Source organism: Paenibacillus sp. MZ04-78.2 (assembly GCF_024213375.1).
Lineage (GTDB): Bacteria > Bacillota > Bacilli > Paenibacillales > NBRC-103111 > Paenibacillus_G.
In genome coordinates this window covers 14,122-39,771 of record NZ_JANAVJ010000034.1, presented here as the reverse complement: position 1 = coordinate 39,771, position 25,650 = coordinate 14,122, and the positions used below count along the sequence as shown (strand labels likewise).

Here is a 25,650-nt window from a genome sequence, read left to right as displayed (position 1 = left end):
CACTCCTTTTCTAAGTCAGATCACTGCGAGTGATAACCGCATCAATGAGACCGTACGCCTTGGCATCTTCGGCGCTCATGAAATTGTCACGGTCCGTGTCGCGTTCGATTCTTTCGTAAGGCTGCCCCGTACGCTCCACATAGATTTGGTTTAGTTTCTGCTTTGTTTTGATAATCCAGTCGGCATGAATTTTAATATCCGATGCCTGCCCGCGGACGCCGCCAAGCGGTTGATGAATCATCACTTCGCTGTTCGGAAGCGCCAAGCGTTTGCCTTTGGCTCCTGCCGTAAGCAGCAAAGAACCCATACTGGCGGCCATGCCGACGCAAATCGTCGAAACGTCCGGTTTGATAAATTGCATTGTATCATATATACCCATACCGGCCGTCACCGAACCGCCGGGGGAGTTGATGTACAATTGAATGTCCTTCTCGGGATCTACTGCCGACAAGAAAAGCAACTGGGCAATAACCAGGTTGGCGACGTCGTCATCGATCGCGCTGCCCAAAAAAATAATACGATCCTTCAGCAAACGCGAGTAAATATCGTAAGAGCGTTCGCCGCGGCCTTCCTGTTCCACAACCATAGGTACCAGAGTCATCGTCCCAACCCCTTTACTTCATAAAATGCAATTCATTTTCGAGCCTTACTCAAAACATTGTAGCACGTTTAAAGACTAAAGTCATTTCCTCTCCGATACACGCAAACGTGGCGGGTATTTTAACGTACACCCGACGGGACAGGACTGCTTTGCTGCCGACTATGTATTTCACAATGTACCGCATATGTAATGATTCGCTTGCTCGTATATAACGCTTATTATGTTATGCTTATGTACTTCTTATGTGCATGCTTCGGGGAAACGTCAAACGTGATTTAAGGTAAAACAAAGGCACGCATGGATGTACACGTGCCTTTGCATGTCTCTTCGCGTTTATATAATTTCCAATTAAGCCGTTTTGCTGTTGTCAACCAGGAATTTCACGGTTTTGCGGTTGACGATATCTTGCAGCAGCGATCCCAAATTGCCGTTGGAAGCAAAGATGCTGTAGATTTCGTCAACGGAACGACCGTACATTTGGGCCAGGTTCTCCAGCTCGGCTTTGATTTCTTCTTCCGTCGCTTCAAGGCTTTCCGCTTTCGCGATTGCCTCAAGCACGAGGTTGTTGCGTACGCGCTTCTCGGCGTCAGCGCGCATTTGACCTTTGAGGTTGTCGGCGCTTTGACCGGTGAACTGATAGTACATGTCGATGTTCATGCCTTGCGTGCGCAGACGGTTTTCGAATTCTTTCACCATTTGCTCCGATTCGTCATTGATCATGACTTCCGGAATTTCCACTTGCGCAGCTTCGGAAGCTTTTTCTACCAGATCGTTTTCTTTTTTGCGATCAGCTTCGTTTTGCTTGCGCTCTTTCAGCTTGCTCTCCAAATCCGCTTTGTACTCGTCCAGCGTCTCGAACTCGCTCACATCTTTAGCGAACTCGTCGTCGAGCGTAGGCAAGTTTTTGCGCTTGATGTCATGCAGCTTGATTTTGAAAACAGCTTCTTTGCCTTTCAGCTCTTCCGCATGGTAGTCTTCCGGGAACGTTACGGTGATGTCCTTCTCGCCGTCTTTCTCCAGGCCGACGACTTGCTCTTCGAAGCCCGGGATAAAGCTGCCGGAGCCAAGCTCAAGCGAATAACGCTCCGCTTGGCCGCCCTCGAAAGGAACGCCGTCCACAAAGCCTTCGAAGTCGATTACGACGATGTCGCCGTTCTCGGTTGCGCCTGCTTCTACCGGAACAAGTTCCGCATGGCGCTTTTGCAGTTTTTCCAGCTCTTCGTTCACTTCTTCGGCCGTTACGTCGACGGAAGGAGCTTCGAGCGCGATGCCTTTGTACTCGCCAAGCTCGACTTCAGGCTTCACGGTAACTTTCGCTTTGAACTTCAGAACTTGGCCTTTACCGAATTGCTCGACGTCCACTTCCGGACGGTCCACCGGCTGAATGCCCGTCTCTTGAACGGCTGCCATGTAAGCGTCAGGCACGATGATATCAAGAGCGTCTTGATACAAACTTTCCACGCCGAATTTCGATTCGAAAATAGAGCGAGGCACTTTGCCCTTGCGGAAGCCAGGAACATTAACTTTGTTCACAACTTTTTTGAATGCCTTGTCCAGAGCGGCGGCTACTTGGTCCGCGTCCACTTCAATATCAAGAACGGCTACGTTCTTCTCTATTTTTTCCCAGCTTGCTTTCATTTTATGCTTTCCCCTCCAAAAATTATCCATCGCAATTTTGTCACGTTCTGGCGGAGTCGCGGTACAGCCCGGACAAGCCCGCCGATATAACCACTATATTATAACCGTAATAAATGCGGTTTTCAAGGCTTCAAACGCGGAAACGTCGGGAAATCGTCCCGCGGCGCCATTTTATAATCTCCGGGTGAATACGTTTGCGGCGAATTGCTGCATCATCCGGTAAGCCTGCTCCCACTGAAACGCCAGCTTCGACGTAATCCCGTACAATTCGAACAGCTCCGCTTTGTCTCCGCCTTCAAATACTTGTTCGAGCAAGGTCAAATGCAGCGCTGCTGCCCACACGTCCACGCAGGTCGGGTCCTGCCGCAGCATTTGTCTGTAAGCGGAAGTTCCATAAATAAATGCCAAAAATTCGTTCCACGTCTCCGATGCAAAATAAGAGAGCGCCGGGTGCTGCGTCTCGCTGATTTCCTGCACGCGGTTGATAATCTCTTGAATCTGCGAAGGAAACTGATCGAAGGCCTCCGGCGTATCCTCGATCTCGACGATCGCCGCTTCGCTGTTCTTGTGCAGCGTTACGCTGCCGGTCACGCCCCGCTTCCTGAGCGTTTGCAGCGCCTTGAACTCGATCAGCGGATGCCGTCCGGCATCCTCCTTCAACCAACCGAGCAGCTCTTCGTCGATCGATTCGTCTTCCAGAAACGCGAGCTGATCCAGAGCCAGCAGTTGCTTGTCCACGGCCCGCTGCTCCCGCAGGCTGGCCAGCAGCCGCTTCGCATAGTCGCCTTTCTGTTCGCCCTTGGCGTGCAAATGCTGCCGCAGCAGGTCCGCTTCGCTGAGCTCTTGGCTTTCGTCCGCCTGCCCGAGCGCCAAGTCCGGAAACATGACCTGCAGCCAGTCGAGCAAGGACCGCCATTCTTCCCGCGCCCGGTTGTCGTCGGATTGACAGGCAAGCAAAAAGCGGAGGAGCTTCATCGCTTCTCCGTAGCGTTCCGCTTCAAGGAGCCGGGTCAGTTCGAATTGATAATATTCGACGGTTTTTGGAAAAAGAATCACATTGTCATTGGTCTGCCCGCTCATGAAACACCGCCTTTCTTGCTAAGCTTCTTTATGAATGCCAGTGTACTCCAAAAAAGAAGCGAAAGCAAAATCTCCTGCCGCGATCGATTTCCTGTCCATTCCATCGTCCCCTTAATATTAGGATACCGGATTCGGACGCGCGGTATGCGGACATGAAAAAGCAGCCGCGGATGCGTATAAACACGGCATCCGGGCTGCGCTTTTCAGCGTTCCATTTCCCGAAATCTATTCCATTTTCATCGCGGCTTGGATGAGCTGCGCTTTAATGTGCGGATTTTGATCGATGAAACCGTACATGCGGTCGACCTGCTCTTTATTTTGCAAATAGTCGCGTTCGTTCTGAATCATCTCGTGCGACCATTTCAGAAGCGCGGCTTCCGCCGCACCGAGCCGGTTCAATGCAATATGAAGTCCCGTATCGCCGACAAGCTGCTCCATCACTTCCGGAGTTACGTTACCGAGTTTTTTCGTCGTAGCGAGCTTTTGTTCGAATTCTTTATTCGCCTTCTCGAAGTTGTCTTTGGCTTCCTTGTATTCTTTTTGTTGTTCTGAGAACGTTCTTTTCATTAATGATGAACCACCTTTACCTGTTGATCAATTGTCTTCCTGCCTATCGTTCCTCCAGCTATAGCGTGAGACAAAACCGACGCTTTCTATACATCGGCTTCCGAGACGCAGGCCATTATAAAAATACACCTACGCTAAGTGTAACTTTTCTTCGTCCGTTTGTCCATTTTTTCATCAAGTTTTCCACGGCTCGGCTTGCCCGGACAGACATCATCCACTCCCGCCAAGCATAACCTTTAACATCTTGCTGTCATCTTTGGCCCCCTCATGGGAGCGACAGATTCTGGAAGACCGGAGAGGATGAAAGCTATGTGTGGAATCACGGGATGGATTGATTGGAACAAGGATTTGACCCAGTATCCGTCCGTTCTCGAAACGATGACGGATACGCTCGCCTCGCGCGGTCCGGATGCCTCCGGCAGCTGGATTACGCCCCGCTGCGCGCTTGGCCACCGCCGTCTGAGCGTCATGGACCCGGCGGGCGGAGCCCAGCCCATGACCCGGAAAGTCGGGGATAATACAATAACCATCGTCTATAACGGCGAGCTATACAATGCGCCCGAATTGAAAAAAGAGCTGGAGCAGCGAGGCCACCGGTTCGCCACCACCTGCGACACCGAGGTGCTGCTCGTTTCGTTCGTCGAATGGGGCCGAGCCTGCGTCGACCGGCTCAACGGCATTTTCGCCTTTGCCATTTGGGACCACGAAGAGCAATCGCTGTTCCTCGTACGCGACCGGCTGGGCGTCAAGCCTCTTTTCTATTCCTATTCGGAAGGCCGGCTGCTGTTCGGTTCGGAGCCGAAGGCCATCCTGGCGCATCCGGACTTTACGGTTCAGATCAGCGGCGAAGGGCTGGCGGAAATTTTCGCCATCGGGCCGGCGCGCACGCCGGGCCACGGGGTCTATAAAAATATGCAGGAGCTGAAGCCGGGGCACTGCATGGTCATGGATGCGCGCGGCCTGAGCGTACGCGCTTACTGGAAGCTGGAAAGCAAGCCGCACGAGGACGATGTGGAGACGACGGCCGCCAAAGTGCGCGAGCTGCTTCAGGACACGGTGATCCGACAGCTCGCCTCGGATGTGCCGATCTGCACGCTCTTATCCGGCGGGCTCGATTCCAGCGCGCTAACGACGTTTGCCGCCCACTACTATGCGCAGCAAGGGCTCGGAGCTCTGCACACCTATTCGGTCGATTATGTCGACAACGACAAGCACTTCCAAGCAAGCGCCTTTCAGCCGAATGCGGATGCGCCTTGGATCAAGCGTATGACGGAACACCTCGGAACCGTGCATCACGCGATCGAATTCGATACGCCGGAGCTCGTCGAGGCGCTCCGAACTGTCGTGCTGGCCAGGGACTTGCCCGGAATGGCCGATGTGGACGGTTCGCTTTATTTATTTTGCCGGGAAATTAAAAAAGGCGCCACAGTGGCGATATCCGGCGAGGCGGCCGACGAAATTTTCGGCGGGTACCCTTGGTTTCACCGGGAGGAAGCGCTGAATGCCGGAACCTTCCCCTGGTCGCTGGCGACCCCCGAACGCATCGCCCTGCTCTCTCCCGAATTCGTCGATTGGGTAAAGCCCGCCCAATACGTGCAGGACCGCTACCGGCAAGCTCTCTCCGAAGTGCCCCGTCTGGCCGGCGAGAACGGACAGCAGAACCGGATGCGGGAAATGTCCTATTTGAACATTACCCGCTTTATGCCGACGCTGCTCGACCGCAAAGACCGGATGAGCATGGCGGTCGGTCTCGAAGTGCGCGTGCCGTTCTGCGATCACCGGCTGGTCGAATACGTATGGAATATTCCGTGGGAGGTCAAAACGGCCGGCGACCGGGAAAAAGGCATTTTGCGCCAAGCGCTCCGCGGCATTCTTCCCGAAGACGTGCTGACCCGCAAAAAAAGCCCGTATCCGAAAACGCACAATCCAAACTATTTAACCGCCGTCCGTTCCCGGGTATTGGACATCTTAAACGATCCTTCCTCGCCTCTGCTTCCGTTCATCGATACGGCCAAAATCCGCACCCTCGCCGAGGACCACGAAGGCCGCTTCCAGCTGCCTTGGTTCGGCCAGCTGATGACCGGACCGCAGCTGTTCGCTTATTTGGCCCAAGTCGACACGTGGCTCCGCCATTACAAAGTATCGATTCAGTAATAGCCGTACGGCTTCTTCAGGCCAAGAAGTTCCACAATTTGCGGATGGCCTGACCGCGATGGCTGAGCGCATTTTTCTCTTCAAGCGTCAACTCCGCCAGCGTCCGGCCGAGCTGCGGGACGTAAAACAACGGATCATACCCGAAGCCCCCGCTGCCGCGCGGTTCGCGAATAATGACGCCCTCGCACGTCCCTTCGACTTCGGCAAGCGGCGTTCCTTCCGCATCCACCAGCGCAATGGCGCTGACGAAACGGGCGGGGCTGAGCGCTTCGGGATGAGCCGCATCATCCGGTCGGGGCAGCGGCTCCAGCTTGTCCAGCTCGCCGACGAGCTTGCGGTTATTCGCCGCATCGTCCTTCGGCTCGCCCGCGTAGCGGGCGGAGTATACCCCCGGCGCGCCGTTCAGACGATCCACGCATAAACCGGAATCGTCCGCCACCGCGGGAACGCCCAGCCGCCGGGCCACCGCTCTGGCTTTAATCAGAGCGTTCGCCGCAAAGGTATCTCCGTCCTCGACGATATCCGGGATCTCCGGGTAATCGAGCAGGCTTTTGACCGCGATGCCTTTCTCCCGAAATATCTTCTCGAATTCCTTAAGTTTGCCGGCGTTTGTGGTCGCGATAACGACCTCAGCTCCGAGCCGCATGGGACGCCCCCTTAATGCGTTCGGCAATCGGCCCGAGCGCCAGCGTCTGTTCCCGAATCATCTCCTGAATGCCCGTTTCGGCCAGCGCCAGCAGCGCGTCAAGCTCTTGCCGGGAGAACGGGGCTTCTTCGCCGGTTCCTTGCACCTCGACGAATTTGCCTTGGCCGGTCATGACCACGTTCATGTCGACCTTCGCTTTGGAATCCTCTTCATAGTTCAGGTCCAGGCACGGCTTCTCCTGAATGATGCCCACGCTCACGGAACCGAGAAAATCGGTGATCGGGAACCGGTTCAAATTCCGCTCCCGCGCGATTTTATCCATCGCGATAGCCATCGCGACGAACGCGCCGGTGATTGACGTCGTCCGGGTGCCGCCGTCCGCCTGGATCACGTCGCAATCCAGCGTAATGGAACGTTCGCCGAGCGCTTCCAGATTGACGACGGAACGCAGCGCCCGTCCGATCAGCCGCTGAATTTCCATGGTGCGTCCGCCGAGCTTCCCTTTGGCCGCTTCGCGCTGATTGCGGACCGAAGTCGCACGAGGCAGCATCGAGTATTCGGCCGTCACCCATCCTTTGCCCTGCCCTTTCATAAACGGCGGAACCCGTTCCTCCACCGTCGCCGTGCAGATGACCCGCGTATCTCCCACTTCGATCAACACCGAGCCTTCGGCGTGTTTATTGTAATTGGTCGTAATTTTCACAGGACGCGCCTGATCGACTCTTCTCCCGTCGCTTCTCATGTAAGTCTCATTTCCTCCTTTTGGATTTCACGTTCCCATTGTACCAGAGCGCCCCAGGAAAACCAAACGGGCTGGCGGAAACGGAAAAGCGCTCCTTCCGGAAGCCGGGCCGCACAGGAAGGAGCGTTCGTTTTGTGAGTATCGTGCCAAGTTACAGCTTCAGTTGATTCACAGTCTGAGGGCGGGACACGGGCTTCGCATAGCTCTGATTATCGGTCGCGCTTACTTTGGCGTCGCCGTTCACCAGGATTTGCACCTTGGCGGCCGCGTTCGTATTTTCCGTAAGCGATAAGACAACCGCTTTCAACGCTTCGGCAGGCGCTTTTTTATCCGGGCCGAGCATTTTATCTGAGAAATTGACGGTAATCAGGTCGTCCGTTTTGTCCACTTTCAGCATCTCGGCTCCCGGAGCCATGACGGCAACTAAGCCTTTCTTCTGATCCGGTCCCGCAATGAGCTGCCGGATGACCGCTTCCGCAACATTGTCCGTCCTTGGGACGAGCCGGGTGACAGGCACGTAATAGCTGTAATTTTCCTGATTCTGATTTAAGAAATACAGCGTAACCGGCGTCGATTGTCCGTACTCTACGCTTTCCGGCTTCTCTACGTTGATTCCGATCGCCCGGGTCAGCGATTCGTCGAGCGGCGTGCCGCCGACCGGCATCTCTTTCAATGCCTTGCCCTCGACGCGGAGCTGCACCTTCTCTACCGAAGGAAAGCCTGTCAACGTCCAGGTGACGGCTTCCATAATTTTTCTTTCGTCCTGCAGGTTATAATCTGTAAACATTTTGGAAAAATCAACGATAGCCAGCTTTTGATCTTCCACGACGTTTATGCCTTTGATTTCGGTACCTTTGGGAAGGAGGCTTGTAAATCCGGCCGGCAGACGTCCTTGTACCGGACCGCCGTCCACCATGTATTCAAGCGCCTTGCGGGCGGCGCCTTGGGTCTTTTCGACTTGAACGGCAATCGGGGCGACGAACCCTTTTTCATCCTTGGCGTAAACCGTCACTTGCATCGGATTGGCAATCGTCCGGGACACTTTGCCGTTTGTGGCCATGGCGTCCGCACCGGCTGGCGGAGGATCGATTTGCTGAGACTGTTCCTTTTTTCCCGGAAGCGAGCAGCCGGAGGCAAGCAGAACGACCATTCCGACAGCGGCGGCCCATCGTATCCATTTGTATTGTTTCATTGCGTGTTCCTCCTTGATATTGGGTGTTGTCCGTTTTTACTTTTATGTATACGGGCGGCAGACAAGTTTATGCCATCCATTTGTCCGATTCGGAAGAAAATTGGATTTATGGTACTTTAGACGGATATAGCCTTGATTTATACAGTACTAAAAGCCTATAATATAGAAGTGTTTTTCCAAAATGAGGTGATTTCCTATGGAAAATCGTCTTCCTGATTTCGTGCCTGACGACCTATACCGGGCCGTTGTGCTTCAATCTCCGGATTGGCTGTGGGTATTCGATGAAACCGGTTCGCCCATCGGCTTGTCCCCGGAGCCTAACTACGGTTCGGTATTGTTCCGCTGGGTGTACGAAACCGATCTCCTTCCGCTGCAGCAGGCATGCCGCCGGCTGCTTCAAGAGCGCGAACCGTTCGCGATGACATTTCGGGTCGTGCTGCCGGACGGAGCTCTCGTATGGCTTGATGGACAAGGATATCCGTTAGCATGCAAGTCTTCGGGATGGCAGGCCGCCCTGACAGCCAAAGACATCACGGCGTTCAAGAAGCAGGAGGAACGGCTGACCCGTCTGGCTTACTACGATCCGTTGACCCAACTGCCGAACCGCAGGCTGTTTCAAGACCGTTTTACGCAATCGCTGCATATGGCGAAGCGCTACCACCATAAGCTGGCCGTCATTTACTTGGACCTCGATGATTTTAAGCGCATTAACGATACATACGGCCATGCCACCGGCGACGAGCTCCTGACCATGGCCGCTTCCCGTCTCTCGCATTCCATCCGGGAACCGGATACCGTCTGCCGGATGGGCGGCGACGAATTCGTCGTGCTGCTGCAGCAGTTCGAGCATCGGGAGGATATTGCCAAGATCGTCGGCAGAATCGTGCAAACGCTAACCCAGCCGTTCGAATTGAACGGCCAAACCATGAGCATAACGAGCAGCATCGGCGTTTCCTGCTACCCCGAGGACGGGCAGGATATCGAAACGCTGCTGCAGAGCGCCGATACGGCGATGTACACATCGAAGCAGCAAGGCAAAAACCACTTCCGGTTTTTCTCGGATTCCTAAGGAGGCCTCTATGAGCTACAGCTTGAACAGCAAGCAGGTTGCCGAAGCTTCGGCCTTGTGGCTGACGAAGCGCGGCGTCACGATGGAAGATATGGCGGAGCTTACTTATTTTTTGCAAAAGGACTATTACTCCAGCCTGACGATGGACGAATGTCGGGAGAGTGTGGAGCAGGTACTCGGCAAACGGGAAGTGCAGAATGCCATTTTGACAGGGATTCAGCTTGACGTACTAGCCGAGGAGGGCAAGCTGTTTTCCCCTCTTCAGGAGATGATTGAAAACGACGAGGGGCTGTACGGCTGCGACGAAATTCTGGCCCTGTCCATCGTCAATGTGTACGGCAGCATCGGGCTAACCAATTTCGGATATATAGACAAAATCAAGCCGGGGCTGGTCGGGCGGCTGAACGATAAGAGCAGCGGGCAAAAGCATACGTTCCTTGACGATATCGTCGGCGCCATCGCGGCGTCCGCCAGCAGCCGCATCGCACACCGCAAGCAGCAAGAGAAGGAACGTACGTAATGGAAAACGGCGCTTCTCCGAGGAGAGAGCGCCGTTTTTAACTGTGAATTGCCGCTTATTTCAATATCGCAAGCGATTCGGCTACGGTTTGCAGGTCCGCTTCGGACAGCTTGTCCGAGCTAAGAGCAATATAAGTCTTGTCCAGCTTCAAGTACAGGGTCTTTTTGCCGTCAACCGTGACCCATTGGCCTGTCCCGTTGCTGAGCTTGACCTCCTGCTTCGATTCCACGTTACCGCTCGGCTTGATTTCTTCCGGCGATTCCATGATCAGCATATTGTAAAACTTCAGCGTCAGCAGCTTGGCGTTAGTTCCCGTCTGATCGAGCTTATCGATCGTGGCTCCCCGCTCTGGCAAATAATACGTCGGAACGCCGGCGTTTTTGGCCGAATTGGCGATCACTTCCCGTTCCGATTCGTTGTACTTAAGCGGACCTATCTGAATGGGAGCTTCCTCCGGCGGCCTCCCCGCCTCGCCGCTTTGGCCGGTCTGACCCGGTGTCGTCTGTCCGGCTTGGCCTGGCGGGGTCGTTTGCCCGGGTGGGGTCGTCTGCTCCGTCGGAGCGGGCTCCGTGGTTTTCGGCGGCTGGGCCGCCTCTTTCTTGCAAGCTGTCAGCGTTAAAGTGAGAATCAGTGCGGACAACAAAGCCGCCGTTCTCATCCATTGTGCGTGTTTTTTTGTTTTCATCGTCAAGCACCTCCGTCGAATGTAACTCAATTCCGTTCCCTATCGCTGCAGGTTCGATGCCCAACTCTCAGCGGAAAACGGATGGTCTGCCGGGCGAAGCCGCCACCTGCATCACGATGTTCAGCCGGGGCTGCTTCAAATCGCCGTTGCTCGCAATTTCAGCCCGGCAAGTCATATTACGCAGCAGCGGGGAGTCGGTGGCAAACGGCCTCCCTCCCGGAGACTATTCCCCAATGACTCCCTTTTTATTCCAAAGTTTGCTTCATCTCGCCCGACCTACGCCAAAAGCGGCAGGCTCCCTTCAAAAAAACGGGGCCATGCCGCCTGCTGCCGGTCGGTCGAAACCGGCGAATTGGAGTAGCACTACACTTGCTGGTAAATTACAAGCCCCTCGCGCACGCTTTCGGTCAGCTTGCCGGCTTCGCGCAGCCAGATCAGGTGCGCAATTGTTTCCAACAGCGCAAAGCGCAGCTGGTGCAGGCTAAGCCGCTCCCCGAAGGTCGCTCGGCATACGTGGTACGCCGTTGCCGGCTCCGCAAGCTTCGACAGCATCGCATCCAAACGCTCCGCATGATGGGCAATCAGCTCGTCGGCGCGCTGCTGCAAGTAGCCGAAAGGCTCCCGGTGACCGGGAAAAGCAAGCCGCACCTCGTATCGGCGAATCGCTTCCAGGCTGGACAAATAGCTGGCAAGCGGATTCTCGTCGATCCCGTCGGGCAAGTAGCTGACGTTTGGGGATATTTGCGGAAGCACGTGATCCCCGCAGAACATGACGGCCGTCTCCGCGCGGTAAAAGCACAAATGCCCTGCGGCATGCCCCGGCGTCTCGATCGCTTCGTATTCCTCGCGGCCAAGCCTGACGCGCTCCCCAGCTTCCACGACGGTGACTTCCGGCTGCGGCGAAACGGACGGGACAAAGCCTTGCAGATGCTCCTCCAGCGGCTTCATCAGCTCCTCCGGCAGCCCTTCCCGCCGGAAAAGCCCGATGATCCGCTGCGTCATCGGCTGCCCGTCTCCCCAGAGCAAGCGCGTCTGTTCAAGGCCGATCCGCGACATCAGCACGGGCGCGCCGGTGCGCTCTTGAAACCATCCGGCCAGCCCGTAATGGTCCGGGTGATGGTGCGTCAGCACGATGTGGTCGATGTCGGAGTAGCCGAGCCCAAGCTCCGCAAGCGCCGACGTCCAGACAGCTTCGGCCGCCTCCGTCCGCAGCCCCGGGTCGATCAGCGTCCAGCCGCTCTCTCCCGGCAGCAAATAGCTGTTCACCCAGCGCAGCGGAAACGGCAGGGGCACCTTGATCTGCAGCACGTCGCCGTGCTTCGTCACGCTCCCTTGGCGGCTTGATGGCGATCCGTCCATATTATGCGTCCCTCCTGCCGACAAAGATCATTCGTTTCGATCGGTCGGGCTCGTAAGCCGAAGCGTCGTAATCGCCGTAAATGGCGTCAATTTTCAGCCCGGCCAGCTCCAGCATGTCCAGGAAACGCTCCCGTCCGATCAGCTTCACCTGCTCCTCATAAACCCGGTCACCCGATCCACTTCCGTCCTGCAGCACGATCGTTTTGCGCACGAATCCGTCCTCGATCCGGCGTTTCTCATCGATATGGATACCTTCGACGGTTCGAACCGAGTGCGGCACCAAATGCCCCGCCACATAGGCCGGATTCAAATAATCGATAATGAATCGCCCGCCCGGCGCGAGCAGACGGTACATTTCCCGCAGCACTTGCTCGTTGTCCCGATCACCGGGAAAATAACCGAACGACGTGAACAAGTTGACGATCGCATCGAATTGATCGGTTATCGGCACGTTGCGCATATCCCCATGAACCCAGCGCACTTCGCCTGCGGTATCCAGCTTTCTCGCTTCTGACAGCAGCACCTCCGACAAGTCCACTCCGGTCACCCGAAAGCCGAATCCGTTCAGCGCCATCGAGTGCCGCCCCATGCCACAGCACAGATCAAGGACCTCCGCCCCCTCGGGCTGCTCCAGCCATTCCATCATCCGGCGCACTTCCTCATAAGCGCCTTGCATATCGCGATGCTTATAGACGAGCATATAATCCCGTCCGAAGCTTTTTTCGAACCATTCGGTCATTTCGCTTTCGTCCCTTCTATCCCAGCTTTCCTGGACAAACTAAGCCCTATTTTACCAGAAGGTCCCGCCTGAACGCACGTTTTTGTTCGAATCTGCCATCAGCGCTGAGGGCGGGCTTCCATTTTCTCAAAGAAGGATAGCCGGTCGTCAGGGACTGTAGTATAATTAACGGTTGAAAACGAATGAGACCCTTCTGGCAACGGAGGAAAAAGATGACAATCGCCATTGAACAGCGCATTGCCGGGCGCAAGCATAAAGAAATTTTCGAGCAGATCCGCAAGCAGGGGACGGTCTCCAAGATCGATCTGCTGGAGAAAAGCGGGCTGACGGGCAGTACCATGACCCGGACGCTGGAAGAATTAACGGCACAAGGGGTTATTGCGGAGGCCGGCTTCGGCGAATCGACCGGAGGGCGCAGGCCGATTTTATATACGGTAAATCCCGATTATGCTTATGTGTTCGGATTGGATATATCGCGGATGTATTCCAAGCTCATTCTGTTTGACCTGCAGCTGAACAAGCTGGACAGCAAGCGCTGGGTCATGACGGAGGATGTCACCCCCGAGGTGCTGCTGGAAGAAATTGTGGCGGAGGCCCGCGCCATGCTGGATCGCCGCACTCTTCCGGCCGACAAGGTGCTCGGGATGGGCATCGGGGCCGTCGGGCCGGTGGACCGGGCTTCCGGCATGCTGCTGGAGCCGCTTCATTTCGCCGCCGCCGGCTGGAAAAATGTCAGCGTCACCGGCTTCCTGGAGAGCCGCCTCGGCTTTCCGATTGTGCTCGATAACGGAGCGAATACGGCGCTCATCGGCGAATCGTGGTCGGACCGGGAGCGCGACTACCTTCATTTGCTATACGTTCACGTCGGCGTCGGCTTGCGTTCGGCCATGATGACGAACGGGCAGGTCGTCTACGGGGCCGTAGATATGGAAGGGTCGATCGGCCAAATGATCATCCAAACGGACGGTACCCGCCTGTGGAATCATGGCAACTTCGGCGCGCTCGAATCGTACGCTTCCATTCATGCGCTGGAGCAGCAGGCGCAAGCCCGGCTCAAGCAAGGCCGCGACAGCCTGCTGCTCCGGCTGGAACCCGATCCGGAGAAGATCGGCTTCGCCCATCTCCAGCAGGCGCTGCAGGCCGGCGATCCGCTGACGGTCGAGCTGTTTACGCAGGCCGCCACCTATTTCGGCATCGGGCTGTCCAACCTGCTTAACATTTTGCATCCGGAAAAGGTCATTCTGGGCGGCGCCTTGATCGGCGGTCATGCCGGCTTCTTCCACACGGCGACGCGCGTAGCGATTCAAAGAACGTACTATTATCCCAAATATCAGGTTGTGTTCAGCCAAGGCACGCTCGGCGAAGAAGCGCTCGCCACCGGGGCGGCGCTGCTGATCGTGAACAAGCTGAGCGCGGTATAATTGGGCCGGTGACTGCTCGTCTCGTCACTTCGTCTCCGCCATCAACGGACATATCATCAAAAAGGCGCCCCCGCTATGCAGGGACGCCTAATTTTAGGTTTCCACTTCAAACTGCCTATGCCGACGCTTCGCCTTCCTCAGCCGGATCGCCGTGCAGCTCTTGGAACAGCTGAACGAGCTTGCCGTGCTTGCGCAGCGATTTTTCGTGAATCAGGTTCAGCTTGCCGTTGTCCAGCACTCCGAAGCGCTCGATCAGCTGCTCGTTCTCATGCGTCCAATCGAAGCCTTCGAAGATGTTCAGACAGTTGGTCCAGTTTTTCGTATACTTGCCGTCCGTGAACAAATAACGGTGCGCATACAGCGCGACGCTTTCCTGCATGGCGCGGGACGCCGAAGTGTACTGCGGCAGCCCCGGCTGCTCCGGCATAAGAGGAACCAGCGTGCTGTAGAACTGGTGCAAAATCTCGATGTAGGTGGACGGGTCCTGCTTGATCCGGCGCGCCAGCTCGTAGGACGGCTGCATTTTGCCCGTAAACAGCATCGTCGCGGTCGAGTACATCCAGCTGAACGACGTAAAATTTTTGTTGTAAGCGGTCAGGTTGGCCCGACGCTCGACGCCCGCAGACTTCAAGAAGACATTGTGGTCCACCACCTGCTGAATGACGACGTTGAGCGGATCGATCGAGTCGAACGAATGGCCGAGCTCTTTGCTGACGAGTTGAACCTTGGAGTTGATGTCACCGAACAGTTGCTTTTCTTCTTCCTCGCTCAGCCCAATGTAGATTTGCACCGCCAGCTCGCTTTCCATCAGTTCCAGACGGCGGCGTTCCAACTGCTCGACCTGGCCTTCCAGCTGTTCCAGCTCGCTGGCGATCTCCGCATTGTCCGGCGCTTTCCGGTGCTTGATTTTCATGGCCGCTACTTTTTTCTCCAGGCTGCGCGCTTCTTTGAGCATTTGCTCGTTCACGTAGCCGAGAGCGAGAATGCGGTGCTGGCCGTCCAGAACGCTCAGCTTCGAGCCCGGACGCAGGTACAGGCCGCTCTGCACCTTAGCCAAACTGCTGACGTCGCGCAAGCTTAAGGTGACCGGACCGAAAAAGACGCGGTCGAGCTCGCGCTCCTGCAAGTAGTTGGAAATTTTGCGGCGTTGTCCTCCGCTCAGCTTCCGCTGCACCATCGGATCAATGGTGGTGTAGTTCAGCAGATCCTGCACTTGTATCGCTACCGTTGCGAGTCCGAACCGATCGCAAAACGGATGTATGGTCATTTGCAAATTTAAACCGTCCATTAACCGACGTCCTCCTTAGAGCTATCTTCCGGAAAAGCTTGCTGCCCCAGCGAATCGTCGCGGATCAGGAACATGTGGTGCTCCACGTAAAAATCTTTGACGAACTGATACGCTTTTACGATACGCGAGCGTCTTGGCAAACGGTCTTTCTCGTCCCCGCTGTAAATGGCGCTCCAGTCGATATGCGGCAAAATTTTGAGCGCGTAATCGAGCGCGTATTTGTTGAACGTGCCGGTTTTCGTCACTTCCTCGTGGAAGAACATCGCCAGCGCGATCTGCAGGTTCTCCGTCCAGCAGAGCTCGCCCTTTTCCGGCTCCGGCAAGTACTTGAGCAGGCTTTCGAAATAAAGCGCCGCCAGCTTCAAATGCTCTTCGATCTCTTTTTCCTCAAAATAGTACCCGTTGTTGCGCGCCGCCGACTTGAGCCGTCCTTCGAACAAGCCGATCAAAATTTCGATCAGCAGGTGGTAGGAGAACAAATACTCCGGCCCTTTGCCCCGCTCCGTAAACATGTCGACAGGCAAATTCTTCATCACAGGCGCATCTTCCACCAGCCTCGAGGCCAGCACGTGATAGAACCGGCGCTGCTCGCGGAGAACGGCCAGATTTCCGCCGATTTTGCGCGGAAGCTTGTTGATGTCGGAGAACAGCTGCCGTTCCTGACGCGCGTTGATGTCCAGGTAGATCATGGTGGACATTGGGAAAGCGTACAGCTTGCTCAGCTTCGCGCTGATTTCCTCCATGCGGTCGTACTCCCGGCGGTCTTTCGCCCGGGCCATCGCGCCCTGCAACGTTTCCATCAGGCGGCGGAAGGCGGCAAGCCGGTGCTGTCCGTCCACGACGTAAAGCTTCTCGATCGCCTGCAAACGGTAGACCTGCGCCTGCGCATCATACTCTCCCGCGCCACGGGCCGAGAGGATGATGCCCGGAAAATAAATGCCTTGTCCGTGATCCAGATAGAGCATGATATAGTCCATCATCTTGGACAAGTTTTGCGGAACGATGGAGCGTTGAACCTCCAAATCCACTTCGTAGATGGCGAACAGCTTGCTCATCGGAAGCGTGGTCGAAAGCGTCGTCTGTCCGAACGTCCGGGACATCGCCCCGGGAATTTCGATATACGATGACGCCTTCTGCTCCGCCAGCAGCTCCGACAGAGACGAAATTTTATCCATAACCGTTTCCTCCTTGACTTACCTCGCGTAAAGCTATATGCATATAGTTTACTATAATAGGTTCATATAATTCCATTATACACCGAAAAGACACGAAACATTCAGGATATTGGCAAAATATGCGTCTTTTTTTTCATTTTCCGGACTTGCTTTTTTGGTAAAGATTAAAACAAGAAAATTTGACAATTTTAGGGAAAAAATGTATCGGCCGATCGTAGCGCTATGCAGGATTCGTCCCAAACGGGCGCAGGTCAAGGCATTCGGTCAGTGACCTTCAGGAGCGGCCATACGCGCACTTCCAGAGCTTCCGCATAATGAAGAAGCGGGGGAACGTCCGGCGCGAACGGAAGGCCGTTGCCCGTCAGCATCGTATTCTCGTAAAGCTCGGCTTCCGCCTTCTGCAGCGGCCAGGGCTGATGATGGATGTCGCAGCGCATGACGTCCCGGCGCCCGTTCAAGGTATACAAGCAGTAGCGTTCGGTCAGCCAATGCTCCAGCGATCCCGGCTTGGCCGTATACGGCTCCGACACGGGCCGGTAACGTGCGGCAAAGGCGGGGCCCGCCTGCCGGCGTTCGCTCCGGTAAAACACGGTTTCGTTCTGCATGGTTACGCCCATATCCGCCCGGTAGTAAGGAAGATGATACAGCCATCTGGCCAGCTTGACGGCAAGCGTGTGCGCCGCATCGAGGCTGAAAAAATAGACGCCGGGCTTGTCATGGAGCGTGACGTAAGTTCTGACGTTAAGCTCCGGAAACCGGCTCGTTCCGGGAATCGGCGGCAAGCCGCGCAGCCGGATATCGGTCATTCGGAAGGGAACAACAGCAAGCCACGCGCTGCCTTCGAAGGTATCCAGCGGCAGCTCCTTCGGCACATAAGCGCGAAGCTCATCCGCCGGAACGGGCCAATGGGCAAACAACAGATTGCGCCAAGTCTGCTTCATGATCCACGGCAGCGCAGGCAGCGGCCACGGACGGTGCGCGGTATCGAAACGGTCAGACTCCATGTTCGATCCTCCTCGACTCCCTATCATGAACGAGCGCAGACCCGCGAATTTCCGGGTCCTGCCGAAGACGGACCCCGCTCGTGCTTCGTTGGTCCAAAGCCAACATATAGCCCGGCTTATTCATATCGATTCCTCCCCCGAGGATAGTCCGCTAATATAATAGGAAAAAGGTTGCAAAGGGAATCTATCATACGCCCGATTTCGCTGTCAAGGTTGATCCGAAGCCGGTGCCATGCTATGATAAAGCCAACAAGTTAATCAGTAGGTCAGAGATCAAGAGAAGACCGTGAGCAAGCTCTTCAGGAGCGCGTATGCGACAAGCGACGCGCCGACGTAGAGTTGTTTCACGTCTTCTCTTTTTTGCTTTTACCCGGAACCGGGCGGTCGTACATTGCGAAAGGGGATTGAACACATGACAAAACAGGCGAAATTTTCAGGGGAACACCGGCAAGAACGGCTTCGGGAGATGGCCGGAGCCCCGCTCGATCTGCTGGTCATCGGCGGTGGTATCACCGGGGCGGGAATCGCGCTCGACGCGCAAACCCGGGGGCTGAAAACCGGACTGGTCGAGATGCAGGACTTCGGCGCGGGCACGTCTAGCCGTTCCACGAAGCTGATTCACGGCGGCTTGCGTTATTTGAAGCAGCTCGAATTCAAGCTGGTGGCTGAGGTGGGCAAAGAGCGTGCCATCGTCTACGAGAACGCGCCGCACGTGACGACGCCGGAGTGGATGCTGCTGCCGATGATCGAAGGCGGCACCTACGGCAAGCTGGCAACCTCCGTCGGGCTGATGATGTACGACTCCTTGGCGGGCGTCAAACGAAGCGAGCGCCGGATCATGCTGTCCAAAGCCGAAACGCTGCGGCGCGAGCCGCTGCTCCGCGAAGACAAGCTGAAGGGGGGCGGGTACTACGTCGAGTACCGCACGGACGACGCCCGGCTGACGATTGAAACGATGAAAGCCGCTGCGGATTGCGGCGCTCTGGCGGTCAACTATGCGAAGGCGGAAGAGCTGCTCTATGAAGGCGGGAAGCTGATGGGCGTGCGCGTCGTCGACATGCTGAGCGGCGAAACGTATGACATCTTTGCACGCAAAATCGTCAATGCGGCCGGACCTTGGGTCGACACGATCCGGGAAAAAGACGGCTCGAAGCAGGGCAAGCGGCTGCACCTGACCAAAGGCGTGCACCTTGTCATCGACAGCGGGCGGTTCCCGCTCAAGCAGGCGATCTACTTCGATACGCCGGATGGCCGCATGGTGTTCGCGATTCCGCGCGACGGCAAAACGTATGTCGGCACCACGGACACGAATTACAGCGGCGATCTCGTTCATCCGCGGATGACGACGGCCGACCGCGACTATATTTTGACGGCGGCCAACTTCATGTTCCCGAGCCTCAAGCTGGCGGCGGCCGATGTCGAGTCCAGCTGGTCCGGGCTGCGGCCGCTCATTCACGAAGACGGCAAATCGCCGTCGGAGCTGTCGCGGAAGGATGAAATTTTCATCGCCCCTTCGGGTCTGATTACCATTGCCGGCGGCAAGCTGACCGGCTACCGCAAAATGGCGGAGCGCACCGTCAACCTGGTCACAGGCCAGCTCCAAGAGCAAAATGGCGCTTCGTATCCGGGCTGTACGACGGACCGGATCAAGCTGTCCGGCGGGGACGTCGGCGGCTCCGCGCAATTCAAGGCGTTCGCGGAAGCAAAAGTACGCGACGGCGAAGCGCTTGGTCTGACGAAGCGTCAAGCCGAGTCGGTCGTGCAGCGCTACGGCTCCAACGCGGACCGCGTCTTCCAGCGCTGCACGCTGCTGCGCGAAGAAGCGGAGCAAACCGGCCTGCCGGTGGATGTGCTGGCTTCGCTCGCCTATGGAATCGATGAGGAAATGGTCGCGACGCCGCAGGACTTTTTCGTCCGCCGGACCGGCGCGCTGTACTTCGATATCGCTTGGGCGCGGCGCTGGAAGCAGCTGGCGACGGCTTACATGGCGAAGCGCTTCGGCTGGACGCCGGAGGTCGCGGAGGAGCATCTGCGCCAGCTGGACGTGCTGCTGCACGATGCGGCGACGCCTGCCTCGACCGAGTAAGCGCCCGGCGGTCCGGTGAGCCTGCTACTCCGGTGCATGGGCGTCCCACAGCTCCCTGCGGGATGTGGTGACCGCTACTGCGCCGGAGCCGAGCATAAGCTCCACGTCCGTCCTCATTCGTCCGGATCAAGCCGCCGGCCAGAATCGGAATGTCGAGCTTGCTGTGCATCTCGGCGATAATATGCGGCGTTACGCGACATATGGCTGTCCAGCAGGACGATCCAAACCTAGGAGGAGGCGAACAAATGCTCCAAGTCCTTCAGCTTGCGTACGGCAGCAAGAATCCGCTTCCGACGGAGCCGGGACCGATGTCCTGGCTTTTCACTCTGCGCTCAATCCTGCCTGCGCCTTTCGCCGGTATCGCGCATCTGGCCGTCCAGGAAACGCGCGGTCGCTTCGAGCGCTTCCTCAAGCTGCGGTGTCGTTACGGCAAACGGATGAACCGCGCCGAACGTATGCGTCCCTCCTGCAATCGTTACGAACGATTGGCTCGGAGCAGCCTCGCGCAGCCTGCGGAATCCCTCCTTCAGCCGATCCGAGTCCGCGTCGCCTTGCACGGACAGCACCAGTGTCTTTAGCCCAGCGAGCCGCGCTGTAATATCGAAGCGCTCCGCATTTTGCTTCAAGTCATCGTAGAACGTTTGCCGAATCGGCATGCTCTGCCCCGTCCGCGCGTTCGCCACGTAGGCGACGCCATGGCGGGCGATTTCTTCCTTGAAAGCATCGTCGAACAAGTCGGCCGAAGCGATGCCGTTCCACGTAACGACGGCCTGTACGTCCGGGTGCTCCGCGGCAAACACGATGCTGTTTCCGCCCCCGCGGCTGTGGCCGAGCAAGGCAACCCGGCCGGTGTCCGCCTGCTCCGCAAAGGGCAGCCGTTTCTCCTGCAACAGCTCCCAAACAACCGCCAGATCCGCCTGCTCGCGGGAGTACGTGTTCACGGCGAATTTGTCCAGCTCGTCGAAATCCCGCTCGTTCACCCCGTTGCAGGAAAAATTAAACCGGACGACATAATATCCGCGGCGGGCCAGCTCGGCCGCGGCATAAGGCTGAAAGCCCCAATCCATGAAGCTTTTAAAGCCGTGCGCCATGATCACGACGGGCATCGACCCTTTGCTGGCCGCCTCCTGTACCGTTACCTCGCCCCGAAGGGTCAGCCCGGCGTCAATCGGCTGCTCGAAACGCTGCTTTTGCAATCCGGATGCTTGCTGTTCGCTCATAAGAATTCCTCCTTGAATACATACATAGTAATGATATGGAATAACGGCTAATGTACAACCCTTCCGTCTTTTGTGCCATGCCGTGCCTGACTGTATTTCCTTTCCATTGTATCAAAAGCGCCGGCATTTGCCATGCTCTCTTTGTCCCGCAGTACGTGTCCGCCCCGAAGCGAAGCGGAGAATCTCGCCGGTCGCATCGTATCAGGTTCGCTGCTCGTTCCGGCGCCGATCGGACCGTTCGTTCATGTCCGTCCCTGACCGGTCCGGGGCGAAATAATGCGTCTTCTCAACGGTTCGTCCAACATTTACTTTTTTTCTAAGAGTTGTGTTATAATAAAGGCAAGTGACTGGTTCGGATCTTTTGAGTTTGATTTGTATGTTCGTCGTCAATTCTATCGAGGAGGTTTAACTTGGCTAGTTCAGAAAAAAAGTTGTCCATTTTTGCCTTGGGCGGCGTAGGCGAAATTGGCAAAAACATGTATGTGGTACAATACGCAGACGACATTGTTGTCATTGATTGTGGTTCGAAATTCCCGGATGTGGAGCTGCCCGGCATCGATATGATCGTACCGGATATTTCCTATCTGATTGAGAACCGGAATAAAGTCAGGGCGCTCGTCATTACGCACGGTCATGAGGATCATATTGGCGGGTTGCCTTATATCCTCAAGCAGCTCAACATCCCCGTCTATACGAGCAAACTGACGATGGGACTTATTGAAGGAAAATTTAAAGAACACGGGCTGCTGGGTTCGACGGAACGGGTGTTAATTCATGCTGATTCCGTATTAAAGTTCGGAACAATTGTCGCTTCGTTCTTCAAAACGAATCACAGCATTCCGGACAGCCTGGGGGTCGTGCTTGATACCCCTGAAGGCGCTGTCGTTCACACCGGCGATTTTAAATTCGACCAAACGCCCGTTAACGGCCAATATGCGGACCTTCACCGCATGTCGGATATCGGCAAAAAAGGCGTCCTCGCCCTGCTCTCCGAGAGCACGAATGCGGAACGCCCAGGGTTCACCCCTTCGGAGAAAAGCGTCGGCGGCAATCTGGAGGACGTATTCCGGACCGCACGCCAGCGCGTGATCTTGTCCACCTTTGCCTCCAACGTGCACAGGCTTCAGCAGGTCATCGAGGCGGCTATCGCTTCGAACCGGAAGCTGGTCGTCATCGGACGCAGCATGGTCAATATGATTACCATCGCCTCCGAGCTTGGTTATCTGAACATTCCGGATGGCATGCTAATTGAGCCGAATGAAGTGAATAAATACGCAGCCGACCGTATCGTTATTCTGTGTACGGGCAGCCAGGGCGAACCGATGTCGGCGCTGACCCGCATGGCCCGCTCGAACCACAAGCAGGTGGAGGTTCTTCCCGGGGACACGGTTATTATTTCGGCCACGCCCATTCCGGGGAACGAAAGAAATATCGGGCGGACAGTCGACGAGCTGTTCCGTCTCGGAGCCCACGTCATCTACGGTTCCGGCACACTGACGGGCATGCACGTTTCCGGACATGCCAGCCAGGAAGAATTGAAGCTGATGATCAATCTGATGCGTCCGAAATTTTTCATCCCGATTCACGGGGAATACCGGATGCTCCGTCAGCACGGCACGCTAGCGCAAGCCGTCGGCGTCGACCCGGCCAACATTTTCATCGTCGATAACGGCGAAGTCGTTGAAATCCAGAACGGCGCAGGCCGTAAACGTGGAAAAGTTCCGGCAGGCAACACACTCATCGACGGCTTAGGCATCGGTGACGTCGGAAATATCGTCCTGCGGGACCGTAAGCATTTGTCTCAAGACGGCATCCTGATTGTTGTCGTTTCGATCAGCAAACAGGAAGGCAAGATCCTCTCCGGACCCGACATCATCTCCCGCGGCTTCGTATACGTCCGCGAATCGGAAGGCTTGCTCGACGAGGCAAGCCGCATAGTGTCCAATACGATCAACAAATTAACTCACGAGAATGAGAACCAATGGTCTACGATAAAATCAAATGTAAAAGATGCGCTAGGACGATTCTTATATGAGCGAACCAGAAGAAAGCCGATGATTCTTCCCATTATTATGGAAGTTTGATCGAACCAAACCAACCAGTCCACTTACAACGAGCAAATACCCTCTATCCTTTGCGGGATGAGGGTATTTTTTGTTGGGGATTATTCTTCAAGCTTCATCGTTTCTTGGGTATCTGTATGGATAAGCTTACCTTGCAGTACGCTGTTTATTGTCTTCGTATAAGAGATTTGATGATCGTCCTTCCACTTCGGAAAATAATAATCGACGGTTTCCGTGCCTTCCTTTACGATCTTCTCCTTACTTGTGCCGAGATCCAACACGATAATACTTATGCGGCCTTCGTCAACATATTGGTCTTTAACCGAGGGAAGTTCCTCGGAACCACGAGCATACAGCAGCCTGGAATTGTCGGGTGAAAAAGAAATTTTGCCTGCGCTCAAGTAATTTACTTCCAGTATAATTTTACCGGTTGCCGGGTCAACGATCTGCCCTGTACGGATCGGCGAAGTGCCCGAATCGACCATTATCCATTTACTGTTCGGGGACCAAATGGCAGAACCGACCCTGGAAGCAATCCCTCTAATTTCCTTGGGCTGCGCTTCGTCTATGTTCCAGATGAAATTGGTTTCTTTCTTCTCCTTGGTAAAAAAAACAAATTGCCTGTCGGGAGACGGAGTAATATCTTGATTTCCTTTATCTGCCTCCACACGTTCGATAACCGTCTCATCGTAGATCTTCCCTTTGAACTCGCTTAGCTTGACAAGCTTGCGCTTAGGCCGTTTCCCTTTTTCGGTTTGAATCAGCTTGCCGCCCGGATCGTTTTTGTCGCTCTTCTTGAGGATAAAATCTCCGGTCAGCAGATTGATGTCTTCTTCCTCACCCCGATAAACGTCTGTCGTATGGTAGCTTCCGCCCGTATAACCTATCAAAAACCAGTCTCGGTCCCTGTATTGAAAGCGGTACTTCGAATACCACCGTTCGTTCGACCCTCCGTGAAAGCCGATCAGAACCGTACTATTGTTTGCGGAAAAGTCGTCCAACGGGTCTCCATTGACGCCCCCGCAGTCTTTACACAAAATGGCTTTTTTAGCGTAGATCGATTGTTCGTAAGCTCCCGTAGCGTTTCCAAAGTATAGAAGTAAATCCCTTTCCGCCATTGTCTCCTTGGGATCTTCTACGATGATGGCCAGATCGTCTATTCCGTCTTTGTTGAGGTCTCCACGAGCGACGGCCTTCTTACCGTTTCTCAGAAGCGAGAGTTCTTTGCCGGCCGGTATGAGAGAAGAAAGGCTACGAATATCTTGCGCCGCCCCAGTCTGCTGCGGTTCGGACTCAGACTTGGATTGCGACTCGGACGGCAGTTGGGATGGAGCTTGAGCTTGCGGTTGCGATGGTTCCGCATTTGGTTTACGCTCTTCCTGCTGATGGCTGGCGTCTTTCTGTGGCGCCTCCGGTTTATTCTCCGTTGACTTCTCGCAGCCTACGGCTGCCGCCAAGAATACCATGATCACTAACCATTTCATCGTATGGCTGAAAAATCTGTTTTCCATATAGTAGCTTCCTTTCGAATTCACCTGATACTACGTGAACCCGTTCGTTTCAGGCATTTTATTCAAACACCTCAATATATATCGGCCATAGCCTTCTCCAAATTCATGTAAATTTTGGCACATTTATAATCTTTGAAAATCAAATAGCCCTCTTCCTGCGCTTCCGTATGAGGAAAGCGTAAAAGAAGGCTGGTATGGCTGACTGCTTCGCGAATTGAAGAGAGCAGGCTTGAAAGTCGCTTTTAAAGTAGCTACCCAATAGAATAAGGCGAATAAAGTTCCAGCTTATCCATATCTACAATAAAGCCATATGTTCTTAAAATATCCATACCAAGCAAGCCTTTATGGGACTTGGGAAGGATTCCGACATCAACTTCCACCTGCTTGACTTTGAGTGTATCAATCTGAATATAGTCCATCACCTTGGTGTAAAAAGGTACCGTTCCGCCAATCCCATATGCTTCATATACAGGATCTCCATTTTCATATGTTACCCCGATTTCTTCCAATACATCAGGACTGAACACAGTATGAGATGACCCTGTATCGATAATGATATCCGTGATCTGCAGCGTTTTCCCACGATAACATAAGGTAAGTGTAATTGTCAGAAGTTGTCCATCATAATGAATTTTCATAATCTACGTCCCACTCTCAGCAAAGGGTCTTTGCGCAGATGAATGACGCAATCCTCATTAGAAGTATGATAAACAATGTTACCTGGTCCTGCATTAAAAAACTCTCTGTTGACATCCTTCTCGGCTATCGCCCGGATAAGCGCTACTTCCGTTATTATTTTTTTATCTTCTTCCTCGCGGTAAGCAAGTATGGAGAGCAGTACATATTGATCGGGAAACAATTTTCTGACTTGCTGCCATTTCATCGTAAAT

The 25,650-nt window shown here is 55.0% G+C and carries 24 protein-coding genes; 6 read left to right on the top strand and 18 right to left on the bottom strand.

Annotated features, from left to right (window positions below; translation table 11 throughout):
- Positions 1 to 10 precede the first annotated feature (10 nt).
- The 4 genes from clpP to NLX71_RS20065 form a co-directional block, all read right to left on the bottom strand.
- Entirely contained in the window at positions 11 to 601 is a 591-nt protein-coding gene (gene clpP / locus NLX71_RS20080) for an ATP-dependent Clp endopeptidase proteolytic subunit ClpP (RefSeq protein WP_090669449.1), read from the bottom strand.
- A gap of 348 nt (positions 602 to 949) precedes the next feature.
- Entirely contained in the window at positions 950 to 2,239 is a 1,290-nt protein-coding gene (gene tig, locus NLX71_RS20075) for a trigger factor (RefSeq protein WP_254365542.1), read from the bottom strand.
- Between the two features lie 171 nt (positions 2,240 to 2,410).
- Positions 2,411 to 3,319, bottom strand: coding sequence for a hypothetical protein (locus NLX71_RS20070; RefSeq protein ID WP_254365541.1), 909 nt, complete (start codon positions 3,317 to 3,319; stop codon positions 2,411 to 2,413).
- 225 nt (positions 3,320 to 3,544) lie between these two features.
- Complete coding sequence (locus NLX71_RS20065) at positions 3,545 to 3,886, bottom strand: hypothetical protein (RefSeq protein ID WP_090669457.1); 342 nt, start codon at positions 3,884 to 3,886, stop codon at positions 3,545 to 3,547.
- 309 nt (positions 3,887 to 4,195) lie between these two features.
- Between NLX71_RS20065 and asnB the strand changes: the two genes are divergently transcribed.
- Entirely contained in the window at positions 4,196 to 6,040 is a 1,845-nt protein-coding gene (gene asnB / locus NLX71_RS20060) for an asparagine synthase (glutamine-hydrolyzing) (protein ID WP_254365540.1), read from the top strand.
- Positions 6,041 to 6,056: 16 nt separating this feature from the next.
- On the opposite strand, the gene NLX71_RS20055 is transcribed toward asnB, so the two are convergent.
- The 3 genes from NLX71_RS20055 to NLX71_RS20045 all read right to left on the bottom strand — a co-directional run bounded on the left by NLX71_RS20055 (position 6,057) and on the right by NLX71_RS20045 (position 8,620).
- On the bottom strand, positions 6,057 to 6,686 hold the full coding sequence (locus tag NLX71_RS20055) for an XTP/dITP diphosphatase (protein WP_254365539.1): 630 nt from the start codon (positions 6,684 to 6,686) through the stop codon (positions 6,057 to 6,059).
- Positions 6,670 to 7,428 (bottom strand): ribonuclease PH, encoded by a 759-nt coding sequence (gene rph / locus NLX71_RS20050; protein WP_254365538.1) that lies wholly within the window; start codon positions 7,426 to 7,428, stop codon positions 6,670 to 6,672. Before rph ends, NLX71_RS20055 begins: the two co-directional genes overlap by 17 nt.
- Before the next feature lie 151 nt (positions 7,429 to 7,579).
- The gene (locus NLX71_RS20045; protein ID WP_254365537.1) at positions 7,580 to 8,620 is read right to left on the bottom strand and encodes a GerMN domain-containing protein; all 1,041 of its coding nucleotides are present in this window, start codon (positions 8,618 to 8,620) and stop codon (positions 7,580 to 7,582) included.
- A 196-nt stretch (positions 8,621 to 8,816) separates the two neighbouring features.
- Between NLX71_RS20045 and NLX71_RS20040 the strand changes: the two genes are divergently transcribed.
- Together NLX71_RS20040 and NLX71_RS20035 are read left to right on the top strand one after the other, a co-directional pair.
- Positions 8,817 to 9,689 carry a sensor domain-containing diguanylate cyclase gene (locus NLX71_RS20040; RefSeq protein ID WP_254365536.1) on the top strand — a complete coding sequence of 291 codons (873 nt, stop codon included), beginning with the start codon at positions 8,817 to 8,819 and terminating at the stop codon, positions 9,687 to 9,689.
- A 10-nt stretch (positions 9,690 to 9,699) separates the two neighbouring features.
- Positions 9,700 to 10,209: a phosphatidylglycerophosphatase A family protein gene (locus tag NLX71_RS20035; protein WP_254365535.1), complete on the top strand. Its 510-nt coding sequence runs from the start codon at positions 9,700 to 9,702 to the stop codon at positions 10,207 to 10,209.
- Between the two features lie 55 nt (positions 10,210 to 10,264).
- Here NLX71_RS20035 and NLX71_RS20030 read toward each other — a convergent pair whose 3' ends face one another.
- From NLX71_RS20030 to NLX71_RS20020, 3 genes are all read right to left on the bottom strand, one after another.
- On the bottom strand, positions 10,265 to 10,894 hold the full coding sequence (locus NLX71_RS20030) for a hypothetical protein (protein ID WP_254365534.1): 630 nt from the start codon (positions 10,892 to 10,894) through the stop codon (positions 10,265 to 10,267).
- Between the two features lie 363 nt (positions 10,895 to 11,257).
- On the bottom strand, positions 11,258 to 12,253 hold the full coding sequence (locus NLX71_RS20025) for an MBL fold metallo-hydrolase (RefSeq protein WP_254365533.1): 996 nt from the start codon (positions 12,251 to 12,253) through the stop codon (positions 11,258 to 11,260).
- 1 nt (position 12,254) lies between these two features.
- Positions 12,255 to 12,992 (bottom strand): class I SAM-dependent methyltransferase, encoded by a 738-nt coding sequence (locus NLX71_RS20020; RefSeq protein WP_254365532.1) that lies wholly within the window; start codon positions 12,990 to 12,992, stop codon positions 12,255 to 12,257.
- 212 nt (positions 12,993 to 13,204) lie between these two features.
- Between NLX71_RS20020 and NLX71_RS20015 the strand changes: the two genes are divergently transcribed.
- Entirely contained in the window at positions 13,205 to 14,413 is a 1,209-nt protein-coding gene (locus tag NLX71_RS20015; protein WP_254365531.1) for an ROK family transcriptional regulator, read from the top strand.
- Positions 14,414 to 14,528: 115 nt separating this feature from the next.
- Here NLX71_RS20015 and NLX71_RS20010 read toward each other — a convergent pair whose 3' ends face one another.
- From NLX71_RS20010 to NLX71_RS26685, 4 genes are all read right to left on the bottom strand, one after another.
- Positions 14,529 to 15,701: a DNA sulfur modification protein DndB gene (locus NLX71_RS20010; RefSeq protein ID WP_254365530.1), complete on the bottom strand. Its 1,173-nt coding sequence runs from the start codon at positions 15,699 to 15,701 to the stop codon at positions 14,529 to 14,531.
- A complete protein-coding gene (locus NLX71_RS20005; RefSeq protein WP_254365529.1) occupies positions 15,701 to 16,876 on the bottom strand; it encodes a DNA sulfur modification protein DndB in 1,176 nt (391 codons plus the stop codon). Before NLX71_RS20005 ends, NLX71_RS20010 begins: the two co-directional genes overlap by 1 nt.
- Before the next feature lie 251 nt (positions 16,877 to 17,127).
- Entirely contained in the window at positions 17,128 to 17,880 is a 753-nt protein-coding gene (locus tag NLX71_RS20000; protein WP_254365528.1) for a YqjF family protein, read from the bottom strand.
- Positions 17,870 to 18,004, bottom strand: a complete 135-nt coding sequence (locus NLX71_RS26685) for a hypothetical protein (protein ID WP_302058363.1) — start codon at positions 18,002 to 18,004, stop codon at positions 17,870 to 17,872. Before NLX71_RS26685 ends, NLX71_RS20000 begins: the two co-directional genes overlap by 11 nt.
- Before the next feature lie 288 nt (positions 18,005 to 18,292).
- Here NLX71_RS26685 and NLX71_RS19995 point away from each other — a divergent pair, with 288 nt between their 5' ends.
- Positions 18,293 to 19,966 carry a glycerol-3-phosphate dehydrogenase/oxidase gene (locus NLX71_RS19995; protein WP_375377944.1) on the top strand — a complete coding sequence of 558 codons (1,674 nt, stop codon included), beginning with the start codon at positions 18,293 to 18,295 and terminating at the stop codon, positions 19,964 to 19,966.
- 332 nt (positions 19,967 to 20,298) lie between these two features.
- Here NLX71_RS19995 and NLX71_RS19990 read toward each other — a convergent pair whose 3' ends face one another.
- Positions 20,299 to 21,186 (bottom strand): alpha/beta hydrolase family protein, encoded by an 888-nt coding sequence (locus tag NLX71_RS19990; RefSeq protein WP_254365527.1) that lies wholly within the window; start codon positions 21,184 to 21,186, stop codon positions 20,299 to 20,301.
- A gap of 410 nt (positions 21,187 to 21,596) precedes the next feature.
- Here NLX71_RS19990 and NLX71_RS19985 point away from each other — a divergent pair, with 410 nt between their 5' ends.
- A complete protein-coding gene (locus NLX71_RS19985) occupies positions 21,597 to 23,270 on the top strand; it encodes a ribonuclease J (RefSeq protein WP_302058362.1) in 1,674 nt (557 codons plus the stop codon).
- An 80-nt stretch (positions 23,271 to 23,350) separates the two neighbouring features.
- Here NLX71_RS19985 and NLX71_RS19980 read toward each other — a convergent pair whose 3' ends face one another.
- The 3 genes from NLX71_RS19980 to NLX71_RS19970 form a co-directional block, all read right to left on the bottom strand.
- A complete protein-coding gene (locus NLX71_RS19980; protein ID WP_254365526.1) occupies positions 23,351 to 24,760 on the bottom strand; it encodes a TolB family protein in 1,410 nt (469 codons plus the stop codon).
- Positions 24,761 to 25,011: 251 nt separating this feature from the next.
- A complete protein-coding gene (locus tag NLX71_RS19975; protein ID WP_254365525.1) occupies positions 25,012 to 25,398 on the bottom strand; it encodes a retropepsin-like aspartic protease in 387 nt (128 codons plus the stop codon).
- The gene (locus NLX71_RS19970) at positions 25,395 to 25,643 is read right to left on the bottom strand and encodes a hypothetical protein (protein ID WP_254365524.1); all 249 of its coding nucleotides are present in this window, start codon (positions 25,641 to 25,643) and stop codon (positions 25,395 to 25,397) included. Before NLX71_RS19970 ends, NLX71_RS19975 begins: the two co-directional genes overlap by 4 nt.
- Between the last annotated feature and the right edge of the window lie 7 nt (positions 25,644 to 25,650).